The sequence below is a fragment of the Collinsella sp. AF04-24 genome (assembly GCF_003465685.1).
Classification (GTDB): domain Bacteria; phylum Actinomycetota; class Coriobacteriia; order Coriobacteriales; family Coriobacteriaceae; genus Collinsella; species Collinsella aerofaciens_AP.
The window spans coordinates 1-10,436 of record NZ_QSBK01000029.1 but is presented as its reverse complement, the minus strand read 5'-3'; the positions used below and the strand labels follow the sequence as shown (position 1 = coordinate 10,436).

The window sequence follows — 10,436 nt, the reverse complement described above, 5'->3', positions numbered from 1 at the left end:
CCCGTGGGTTATACCCTAAGAGCAAACCACCCTTTTTAAGGGTGGTTCTGATTATTGCCGCATCAGCCTCGGGTATAAAATGAAATCCGACTGCTGTTTCGATGAAGGGAGGCGCGTGCCCGGACGTATCAAGCGAGTCGCCATTGTCTCGTTTACGCTCATGCTCCTTGTTGCTGCCTGTGTGGCCGCCCTGACGTATACCGTCCGAAGCAGTTCTTCCTCCTCGAATGAAGCCGACAAAGATCTCCCAGTACTCAAAATCGGCGTTACGGATAACGACCCCTATGTGTATATCGATACCACGGGCGATTACGTCGGTATCGATATCGACATCGCCCGCGAGGCCTGCAAGCGTGCGGGGCTCAAGCCACAGTTTGTCGATATTGACTGGAACGATCGCGACCGGCTGCTCAAAAACGGTGATATCGATTGCCTGTGGTGTGATTATTCTCCCTGTTATCGTGAGGATAAGTATTACTGGACCGAGCCGTATCTAACCGTGACGGTCTCGGTTGCCGCCAAGAAAACGAGTGGCATCAAGTCCTTGGCGCATCTCGATGGAAGCAAGACCATTGCGGTGATTGCGGGTTCGGTGAGTGAACGCCGATTGCTTGCCGGGGACCTAGGGATCTCGCCGGATGTGCACATCAAATCATATGGCTCTGCCGAACTCTGCAAAGCTGCCCTGGTCAAAGGTTATGTCGACTGTTGGATGGCGGACGTCCAATCGCTCGACCGGCTCGTTGCTCAGTATCCCGGCGTTTACCGTGTGTTTGCCGACAATGTTATGACGGTTGACCTGGGCGTCGCGTTTGATGACAGCTATGAAGGATCGGTCGTAAAGGATCTCAATACCGCGCTGTTCGACATGGATCGAGATGGCACGATTGACCGTATTGTGGGCAATTACAAGACAGGAGCGACGACGCGCGGGCAAGGAGGAAATTCATGACAACTGATGAGCACCGCTTGAGTCGAAAGACTCTGAACGTCATAGCTGCCAGCGTTATTGTCAGCGCCGTCTTGTTAGGCCTGTTGTATACGGTTGGAACCCATCGCTGCCTCGAAAAAACGCTTGGGTTTGGCCAAGAAACCATGGTGTTTTTGGAGAACGCTTGCGAAAAATATGACCGCTACGAACAGGGGAGAAAAACCGAGGCGACGCACGATTTGCTCGCCGCGGTCGAATCGTTTGCGACGTTCCTGTCCTCTGATCGCGTTGAGGTTAACGACGATCTTATCGAGCAATTTGTCCATGCCGAGAACCTTTCGGGGCTGATGGTCATGGACTCCGATGGCCATATGGCTGCCCACTACGACATCGATGGTCGCGATCCGCTCATGTTGTGGCGAGATGAGTTGGCCTGTTCGCCGGTCGCATCGATGTATCAAGGTTCCAAAGTGACCTACTCAACTGTCGATGAGCGCCGTGGTGTCGTTTTTGCCGTCTGTGCTGTTCCGTATGGCGACGGCGTTGCCCTGGCATACCGCTCACTTGTTTCCGATACGGCGGACGACTATTCATATGCCATAGCCGACGTGCTTTCGAACAGTACCTTCCACCAGGGTCCCACGGTGCTTGTTATGGAGGATGCGGAGATTGTCTCATCCAACAGTGCCGATGCTGACGTGTCGCTCGCCCGACTCCTCACCAGCGTAGGAGTTGAGTGGAAAGACGACGGCCTGACGCGCATCGAATATCGAGGAGACGAATGGTATGCCGTGCGTGCGGCATATAAGGACTACCGCCTGTTTGCGCTATATCCCAAATCTGAGGTCATGTCTGACAGGATTTCATTTGTCGCCGTCGGCGTCTTGGTGTGTCTTGCGTTTTGGGTCGTGGTGCTGTTGGCTCGAAATATCGTTGACCACCGCAATTTGGTCGAAAAGGATAAACAGCTCGGCATTATCAATGCCATAAGCGCCATCTACGATTCGACCTTCCTTTTGCATCTCGACACCCTCGAGATCGAGGGGATCAATATGTCGCCGGCGATAGCGAAAATATTTGCCGAGCACAGCGAGGCATATGACTTTATGGACACGGTCTGCCGGGATATCGTGAGCCCCGAAAGCCGCGAAGCGGTTGTGGGACTCGTAGATATAAGTTCGCTTCGTGAACGTATGGAGGGCGTACCGTACTTGGCTGCCGAGGTGCGAGATTGTCGAGGCGCTTGGTACTCGCTACAGGTTGTCCCCCAGCATCGCGATGAGCAAGGCCGGCTGGAGTCGGTCGTCGTGGCGACGCACAACATATCGATGGTCAAGCATGCCGAGGAGCTGTCATATCAAGACAAACTGACGGGGCTTCGCAACCGCAACTATCTTGAATCGCGCGGAGATAGCCTGGTAAACGAGGACTTGCCCGTGAGCGTGATTATGTTGGACTGCAATTATCTCAAGCGGACCAACGACATCTATGGTCACGAGATGGGGGATGAACTGCTGCGACGGACGGCGTCCGTGCTGCGGCGGGTGGCTGGTGCGGATTATCTGCCGATGCGCCTTGGCGGCGACGAGTTTTTGCTGGTTTGCCCCCATACTGACAACGAGTCTGCGCTCGGGCTGGAACAGGATCTTCGTCTCGGTCTTGCCGCGGTAAGCGATGAGGCCCTGACGGTCAGCGCATCGATTGGCGTGGCGACCGTCGAGACGGCTGGAAATACGCTGGCCGATGTATATCGTGTCGCCGACCACAATATGTATCGGGAGAAGCGCACGGTCCACGCACAGGGTGCGGACTGCTAATCTTGCCCCCGCGAGTCCATGCATCGTAGGATGTTGAATCGGTGCTTGCGATAATAAGTCGGCCCAGGCGGGGATAATAGACGTCTGAAATTTCTTTCTGAGAGGGGATCTCAATGATTAGTTTTGACTACAAGCCGCAGGGTGTATGCTCTCGCAATATTCACCTCAATCTCTCTGACGATGGCAGCAAGGTGCTGGGCGTTGAGTTTACCGGCGGCTGTGACGGCAATCTCAAGGCTATCTCCAAGCTGGTCGAGGGCGCTCCTGCCGATCGCGTAATCGAGGTTCTCGCCGGTAATACCTGCGGTATGAAAAAGACCTCCTGCGCCGACCAGCTTACACGCGCTATCGAGGCCGCTCGCGCCGAGATCGCCTAATGGGTATCGCCGACCACATCAAGAATGGAATATCGCGCCGTGGCTTTGTGCTCAGCGGTGCTGCCGCGGGCGCTGCCACGGTGCTTGCCGGTTGCTCGAAAAAAACGGGCACCAGCGACGATGCCGCCGGCGAGCCGCAGGTTATCAAGGACGATTCGAAGATTGTCTCGATCACTGATGAGTACGAAGCTGGTGATATCGATCTTGAGCCCACGGCCTCGTGGACGCTGCCGCTGGGCACGCTGCTGTACTACTGCGATGGCGACTACGCCGCCGCGATGATGGCGCCTGCTTCTGCCCTGCATGCCAATACGCTTGGTGTGCTCAACCTGGGCGATGGCTCGCTTACTACACTTATCGAGGATCCCGTTGAGGGAACCGGTTATGCGTTTTACGACGTTCGCGCGGGTGATGGCGTGTTCGCGTGGGTCGAGATGAACTTTGCCAATGCGTCTTGGAAACTCTATGCGCAAAACCTTGCAGGCTCCTCCCTTACCGGTAACGCTGTCGAGCTCGACCGCGGTGGCGAAAACTACGATCCGCCGCTCTTCACAGCGTATGGGTCGTCGGTCATCTGGTATAAGATGCCTTCGTCCGGCGGCAGCAAGACGAGTAACGATTCGTACTGCTACCGTCAGTCACCCAGCGAGTCCAAGCCTGAGACTATCTGGAAGTCGACGGGCCGCTTCGCATCCGCCCCGCGTGTGAGCGACGGCATCCTGACTATCTCGCCTCGCGTGCACAATGATGAGGGCGTCTATTACGGTATGACGGCGATCGACCTGACCGACGGCAACAATACGAAGCGCGCCCAGCTGGTGCTTCCTTCGTCGGTTTCGCCTTTCGAGGCCGTGTATATGGGCGACACCTTCGTGTTCTCCATTGAGGCGACGTATAACGGTGTGGGTAGCCTGGGCAATATGGGCACCTATATCGGTAACGAGGGCGGGCCGTACCTCTTCCTTTCGCGTGAGCCGCTCGCGTGCGCTGCGGGAAGGAAAAATAAATACCTGGTTAAAGTCCAGGCGTCGCATTTTTTGATTGACACCTCTGCCAAGACCTATGGCTCGCTGCTGTCGCCCGACCGCGCTTTGGAATATGGCGATTATCCAGCTACGGCGGGAAAATCGGACTCATTTCTTACGTACGCCACGGTGCGCAACAGCCAGGGTATACCCGAGACGGTCACCGCACGCCTATTCTCTCTTTAAGCTTAGAGGGGTTAAAAAGGCGCCAACAGGGGAATAAACGCGTTGTAATTGTGAGTACCGCCCGCCGAGCTGCCGCGTCATAGTGGCATCCGGCGGGCTCAGGTGCGTTAAAATGGGCTTGTTCTTAGCTGATTGAGACAGGGGGGCCGTGTTATGGCTTCAGATGCAAAAAAGATTCTGCTGGTCGAGGATGAGAAGGCAATCCGTGACGCCGTCGCTGCCTATCTCGAGCGCGAAGGCTACTGGGTTGTGGGTGTCGGCGACGGCCAGTCCGCGATCGAGGAGTTCGAGAAGCATCAGTTTGACCTGGTCGTGCTCGACCTTATGCTCCCCAAGATCCCCGGCGAGCGCGTTTGCCGCACCATTCGCGATACCTCGGATGTCCCCATCATCATGCTGACTGCCAAGGGCGAGATCGAGGACCGTATTATCGGTCTTGAGCTCGGCGCCGACGACTATCTGATTAAGCCGTTCTCGCCGCGCGAGCTTGTCGCGCGCGTTCGCGCTCTGTTCCGCCGTGCCCATCAGGCCGACGAGCCAGCCGTCGAGGTACTCGACTTCGGCGATCTGGTCATCGATATCTCGGGCCACAAGATTTTGGTCGAGGGCAAGGAAGTCGACCTGACGGCTTCCGAGTTTAAGCTGCTCACCACGCTTGCCCGTCACCCCGGTCGCGTCTACAACCGCATGGAGCTGGTCGAGAAGGTGCTCGGCTACGACTTTGAGGGCTATGAGCGCACCATCGATAGCCACGTGAAGAACCTTCGCGCCAAGCTGGGCGATGATCCCAAGAAGCCCAAGTGGCTCTACACCGTCCACGGTGTCGGCTATCGCTTCGAGGCTCCGGCCAAGACCGATAAGTCGGACGAGAAATAGGGAAATCACATATGACACCTGCGCGCTTTGAAATCGGACAAAAGCACAAGCAGGAGAGCGAGGCGTGTTCCAAGGCTAGTTGGAACACGCCTCGCTCCGATTCACGGCCAACGATGAGCTATCCCTCGCGCATGGCACTTGCTTTTGCTCTGACATCGCTCATGACGGTATTGGTGCTGGTGGGCGTGGTCTCTGTTGTGTGGGGCACGGTCTTTTCGGATTACACGCGCTCCAATATCGTCGAAATCGCAAATTCCGCTGCCGAAAAGCTTGCGACGTCGTATGAGGAAAACGGCAATTGGACTGCGGGCGAGCTACGTACGGTCGCGACATCGAGTTTGGTGTCCGACGATTTGGGTATGCAGGTCGTCAACAAGAAAGGCGTTGTCGTTTATGACGACTCATGGCCTTCGGCAAGCGCGACCGCCGATGTGCGCGAGAACGAATCGCCGTCGAGCAGCTCGAGCGGGAAAAAAGCATCGCATAGTCCGGTCTCGTCGGCTCCCACCGGCTCCGATAGCGTTGCAAACGTCGAAATCATAACGTCTTCCGGCGAGCATGTCGGACAAGTAAAGCTGTGGGCCATCGGCTCCGATGCCTTGCTCACCAAGGCAGATTCTGCGTTTAGGGAGAAGACCTTTAACGCCATGGCCCTTGCTGCGGTTGTTGCAGTTTGCATTTCGGTCGTTATCGGATCACTCGTGTCGCGCATGCTCACCAAGCCGATTCACCGTATTACCAGCACGGCCAAGCAAATTCGCGATGGCGATCTGTCTGCTCGTACGGGCTTGCGCGGCGATGACGAGATCGATCAACTGGGCGAGACGTTCGATGAGATGGCCACTTCGCTCGAGAAGGATATGAAACACGAGAAACGTTTGACCTCGGACGTGGCTCACGAACTTCGTACTCCGCTTATGGCCATGCTCGCAACGGTCGAGGCCATGCAGGATGGCGTATATCCTACCGACGATGAGCACTTGGAGACTGTTGCTTCCGAGACGCGTCGCCTGGCTCGTCTGGTGCAGCAGATGCTCGACCTGTCGCGCATGGAAAACAGCACGGCTCCGCTCAACCTTGAGCCGGTGGACATGGTTCCTTTCGTGCGTTCCATCGTCAATGCCCAGGAGCGCCTGTTTGTCGACCGCGATCTGCGCTTGCGCTTTGCTGACGAGACCCAAGGTCACGACGATGTCGTCGAAGCCGATCCCGACATGATCACACAATGCGTCATCAATCTCATGAGCAACGCCATGCGCTACACCCCCGAGGGCGGTTGGGTCGTGGTGTCGGTGCTCAGTGACCGCAAACACGTCAGCATTGCCGTTTCTGATACCGGCATCGGAATTGCTAAGGATGACTTGTCGCGCATCTTCGGCCGTTTTTGGCGCGCCGATGCCAGCCGTGCCCGTGAGGCGGGCGGTCTGGGCGTGGGCCTCGCCGTGACTAAACAGATCGTCGAGCGCCATCACGGCTACATATCCGTGGAGTCGGAGCTTGGAAAGGGTACGACTTTTACGATTCATCTGCCTCGCGAGCACACGGCGGACGCGGCATCTACTACAATGGAGCACTAGCTTTTCGCTATTCGGTGAAGGAGGGGTTTCGTCCCTGCCGCTCCGAGTTTGCGAAAACGTGCGGGAAAGAACCCGCATTACTGTCGTATTTTGGTAAGGAGTGACTCACGTGACAACGATGGAGCGTCGTCCGGATTCCCGTGGCAAGGTTCGTGATATCTACGATGCCGGTGAAAACCTGCTGATGGTCGCCACCGACCGCATTTCTGCGTTCGACTTCATTCTTCCCGACGAGATTCCGTTTAAGGGAGAGGTGCTCAACCGCATCTCGGCATTCTGGTTCGATAAGTTTGCCGGCATCGTTCCCAACCACCTCGTTTCCATCGACCCGGCGGATTTCCCCGAGGAGTTTGCTGAGTATCGTGACTACCTCGCCGGCCGCGCCATGCTGGTTAAGAAGGCCCAGACGATTCCTATCGAGTGCATCGTCCGCGGCTATCTGACCGGTTCGGGCAAGAAGACCTACGACGAGAACGGCACCGTCTGCGGCATCCAGCTGCCTGAGGGCCTGACCGAGGCTTCCAAGCTTCCCGAGCCGCTGTTCACGCCGTCCACGAAGGCCGAGATCGGTGACCACGACGAGAACATCTCGTTCGAGCGTTGCTGCGAGATCGTGGGCGAGGACATCGCCACGCAGATTCGCGACCTTTCCCTCAAGATCTACAAGGCTGCCGCCGAGTATGCAGCGACCCGTGGCATCATCATTGCCGACACCAAGTTCGAGTTCGGTGTCATCGATGGCAAGGTTACGCTGATCGACGAGTGCCTCACGCCCGACTCCAGCCGTTTCTGGCCTGCCGCCAGCTACGAGGAGGGCAAGATTCAGCCCAGCTACGACAAGCAATTCGTCCGCAATTGGCTCAAAGCCAACTGGGATATGACGGGGGAGACCCCGCATCTGCCCGCCGAGGTCATCGATGGCACGTCCGAGCGCTATCGCGAGGCCTTCCAGATCATCACGGGCTCCCAGTTCACAAGCATGAAGGAGAACGCATAAGTGAGTACCCGTAGCGCCACGAACAAGCGCACGCAATCCCACGAGGTTACCGGGGTTGCGCGCAAGTCCGCTGCATCCGCCAAGCCCGCCCGTCAGGCAGCGAGCTCTGTCCGCGTCGTGCCGGCTTCGTCTAAGGCACGCCGCAAAGAGCTCGAGAAGGGCGAGAACCTCGAGGGCCTCTCTAAAGAGGAGAAGCGCGCCCGCAAGGCTAAGCAGCGCGCCAAGGAGGATCGCATCTACACGGTGTCGAATATCCTTCTCAAGCAGGATGAGGACTACACCAAGCGCCGCCGCATCTGGTGGGCCGTGCTCACTATCGGCATGGTGCTCGTCGTGGCCATTTGGGCTTCGCTGTACTTCGCTCCCGCTGGCATGGTGTCCAGCCCTGTCCAGATGGTCGGCATTGTTTTGTCCTACGTCGTCATTTTGGGTGACTTCATCTACGACTTCGTTCGTATTCGTCCCCTGCGCAACATGTACCGCACGCAGGCCGAGGGCATGTCCGAGAACAAGCTCAACGCCCTTATCGAGCGCTCGGCTGCCGAGGAGGACAAGAAGGACTCCAAGAAGAAGTAGCGTTTGCATGCATACTTATCGCTAAGATATAAGGCGCGTCGTTTTTGCGGCGCGCCTTTTTACTGTTCTATAGATAGATGGAGTGGCACATGATTCGAGCTGCCCTGACGGTCGAAGAGGCTCTGGAGGGCATGAAGGCCCTAGAGCCCAAGATTAAAAACTATGCGCGCCTGGTTGTCCGCAAGGGCGTAAACGTCAAGCCCGGTCAGGAGGTTGTCGTTCAGTCTCCGGTCGAGTGCGCGCCGTTTGCGCGCGTGGTGGTCGCGGAGGCCTATGCCTCCGGTGCCGGTCACGTGACGGTTATTTGGGCCGATGACGCCGTGACGAGGCTCACGTACGAGCATGTCGAGAAAAGCTATTTTGAGCAGACGCCCGAGTGGAAGCGCCTGCAGCTTGATTCACTGGCCCAGGATGGTGCCTGCTTTATCTTTATCGAGGGTGCGGACCCTGCCGCTCTTAAGGGCATCGATCCCGCTAAGCCTGCTGCAGCTTCTAAGGCAAGGAACACGCAGTGCAAGGTCTTCCGCCGCGGACTGGACTACAACATCAACCCGTGGTGCATCGCCGGCGCGCCGGTCGTTGCCTGGGCGCGCGAGGTGTTCCCGGGAGACGCCGATGAGGTTGCAATCTATAAGCTGTGGAATGCGATTCTGCATACCGCTCGCGCCGATGGCCAGGACCCGGAGAGCGACTGGGAACTCCATGACGCCGCATTCGAAAAGAACCTGCGTTTCCTGAACGACAATCGTTTCGACTACCTGCATTACACCTCGGCAAATGGAACCGATCTGACGATTGGCATGACGAAAGGTCACGAGTGGGCCGGCGGCAAGGGCAAGACGCCCGATGGGCACCCCTTCTTCCCCAACATTCCCACCGAGGAAGTCTTCACCTCGCCTGATCGTATGCGTGCCGACGGTATCGTGTATTCGGCTATGCCGCTCATTCACCACGGTAACAAGGTTGACGATTTTTGGATTAAGTTCGAGGCGGGCCGCGTAGTGGACTACGATGCCCGCGTGGGTAAGGCGACGCTTGCGAGCATTATTGACACCGATGAAGGTGCCGCTCATCTGGGTGAGGTCGCGCTTATCTCCAAGAACACGCCGATCCGTGAAAGTGGCGTTCTATTCTATGACACGCTCTATGATGAGAACGCTAGCTGCCATCTCGCGCTGGGTGTCGGTTTCCCCGAATGCATCGAGGGTGGGTATGACATGTCCAAGGAGGAGCTCCTGGAGCATGGCGTTAACGTCTCGAGCACGCACGTCGATTTTATGATCGGCACGGACGATATCGATATTACGGGCATTACGCCTGATGGACGTGAAGTTGTGATTTTCCAGAACGGCCAATGGAGTTGGGAATAGCCCCAGACCGTGGTACAATGCCACCCGCGGGCCGTTAGCTCAGCTGGCAGAGCAGGGGACTTTTAATCCCAAGGTCCAGGGTTCGAACCCCTGACGGCCCACCATAGAATAGAAAAGCGACTGGCGGATGCCGGCCGCTTTTTTGTTGCCGCGACATGGGTTCGAACCCGAAAGGGCGCGGAGCTGAGTAAACGCGTGAGCGTTTGCCAGCGCAGCGCGCAAGGCGCGAAGCGCCGCAGCGGCCGTCTGCAGAGCAGGCCGAACCTCTGACGGCCCACCCAAAGAAAGGAAAACGAAATGAAAACAGATAGATACGGAATTAGCGGCAGCACATTAAAGATAATAGCGGCCATTTCGATGGTTCTCGATCATGTAAGCAGGATCGTCCTGACCAATGGAATCATGACTCACGCATCGTACAATCAGATATCAGACGAACAGTGGGCGATTCTAAGCGAGGCTTCGGATGTGCTTCATGTTCTTGGCAGGATTGCATTTCCCTTATTTTGCTTTTTGATAGTTGAGGGATTTTTGCATACTCATGACATAAAGAGGTACCTGCGAAATATGCTTGTCTTCGCAATCATTGCGGAGCCCATATACGATTTCGTTCAAACCGGGCAACTATTTGACCTTCGGCAACAAAATGTTAGGCTCTGTTAGACCACATTTGACACGATCGGCTGTTCGTCGAACCGGAAAAT

General features: G+C 56.7%; 10 protein-coding genes and 1 tRNA gene. All 11 read left to right on the top strand.

Annotation, left to right across the window (positions count from 1 at the left end; all coding sequences use genetic code 11):
* Positions 1-115: 115 nt before the first annotated feature.
* On the top strand, positions 116-952 hold the full coding sequence (locus DWV32_RS09660; protein WP_158566140.1) for an ABC transporter substrate-binding protein: 837 nt from the start codon (positions 116-118) through the stop codon (positions 950-952).
* Positions 949-2,748, top strand: coding sequence for a GGDEF domain-containing protein (locus DWV32_RS09655; protein WP_117646132.1), 1,800 nt, complete (start codon positions 949-951; stop codon positions 2,746-2,748). Before DWV32_RS09660 ends, DWV32_RS09655 begins: the two co-directional genes overlap by 4 nt.
* A gap of 113 nt (positions 2,749-2,861) precedes the next feature.
* Complete coding sequence (locus tag DWV32_RS09650; protein ID WP_089572560.1) at positions 2,862-3,125, top strand: TIGR03905 family TSCPD domain-containing protein; 264 nt, start codon at positions 2,862-2,864, stop codon at positions 3,123-3,125.
* Positions 3,125-4,336, top strand: a complete 1,212-nt coding sequence (locus DWV32_RS09645) for a hypothetical protein (protein ID WP_117758004.1) — start codon at positions 3,125-3,127, stop codon at positions 4,334-4,336. The genes DWV32_RS09650 and DWV32_RS09645 overlap by 1 nt, the downstream gene beginning before the upstream one ends.
* Before the next feature lie 153 nt (positions 4,337-4,489).
* Complete coding sequence (locus DWV32_RS09640; protein WP_006236208.1) at positions 4,490-5,212, top strand: response regulator transcription factor; 723 nt, start codon at positions 4,490-4,492, stop codon at positions 5,210-5,212.
* Between the two features lie 131 nt (positions 5,213-5,343).
* Complete coding sequence (locus DWV32_RS09635; RefSeq protein WP_370448119.1) at positions 5,344-6,789, top strand: sensor histidine kinase; 1,446 nt, start codon at positions 5,344-5,346, stop codon at positions 6,787-6,789.
* A 118-nt stretch (positions 6,790-6,907) separates the two neighbouring features.
* A complete protein-coding gene (locus DWV32_RS09630) occupies positions 6,908-7,786 on the top strand; it encodes a phosphoribosylaminoimidazolesuccinocarboxamide synthase (protein WP_117563999.1) in 879 nt (292 codons plus the stop codon).
* On the top strand, positions 7,787-8,362 hold the full coding sequence (locus DWV32_RS09625; RefSeq protein WP_055251296.1) for a hypothetical protein: 576 nt from the start codon (positions 7,787-7,789) through the stop codon (positions 8,360-8,362).
* A gap of 89 nt (positions 8,363-8,451) precedes the next feature.
* Positions 8,452-9,732 (top strand): aminopeptidase, encoded by a 1,281-nt coding sequence (locus tag DWV32_RS09620; protein WP_117634755.1) that lies wholly within the window; start codon positions 8,452-8,454, stop codon positions 9,730-9,732.
* A 28-nt stretch (positions 9,733-9,760) separates the two neighbouring features.
* Positions 9,761-9,836: transfer RNA gene (locus tag DWV32_RS09615), tRNA-Lys, on the top strand.
* Between the two features lie 193 nt (positions 9,837-10,029).
* Positions 10,030-10,395 carry a TraX family protein gene (locus DWV32_RS09610; RefSeq protein WP_117758002.1) on the top strand — a complete coding sequence of 122 codons (366 nt, stop codon included), beginning with the start codon at positions 10,030-10,032 and terminating at the stop codon, positions 10,393-10,395.
* The last annotated feature ends 41 nt before the right edge of the window (positions 10,396-10,436 follow it).

Excerpts from the sequence above, each read along its gene's own strand:
- DWV32_RS09635 (WP_370448119.1), top strand. The coding sequence starts at position 5,344 with ATGGCACTTGCTTTTGCTCTGACATCGCTCATGACGGTATTGGTGCTG.
- DWV32_RS09620 (WP_117634755.1), top strand. The coding sequence starts at position 8,452 with ATGATTCGAGCTGCCCTGACGGTCGAAGAGGCTCTGGAGGGCATGAAG.
- DWV32_RS09610 (WP_117758002.1), top strand. The coding sequence starts at position 10,030 with ATGAAAACAGATAGATACGGAATTAGCGGCAGCACATTAAAGATAATA.
- DWV32_RS09650 (WP_089572560.1), top strand. The coding sequence starts at position 2,862 with ATGATTAGTTTTGACTACAAGCCGCAGGGTGTATGCTCTCGCAATATT.
- DWV32_RS09630 (WP_117563999.1), top strand. The coding sequence starts at position 6,908 with ATGGAGCGTCGTCCGGATTCCCGTGGCAAGGTTCGTGATATCTACGAT.
- DWV32_RS09640 (WP_006236208.1), top strand. The coding sequence starts at position 4,490 with ATGGCTTCAGATGCAAAAAAGATTCTGCTGGTCGAGGATGAGAAGGCA.
- DWV32_RS09655 (WP_117646132.1), top strand. The coding sequence starts at position 949 with ATGACAACTGATGAGCACCGCTTGAGTCGAAAGACTCTGAACGTCATA.
- DWV32_RS09645 (WP_117758004.1), top strand. The coding sequence starts at position 3,125 with ATGGGTATCGCCGACCACATCAAGAATGGAATATCGCGCCGTGGCTTT.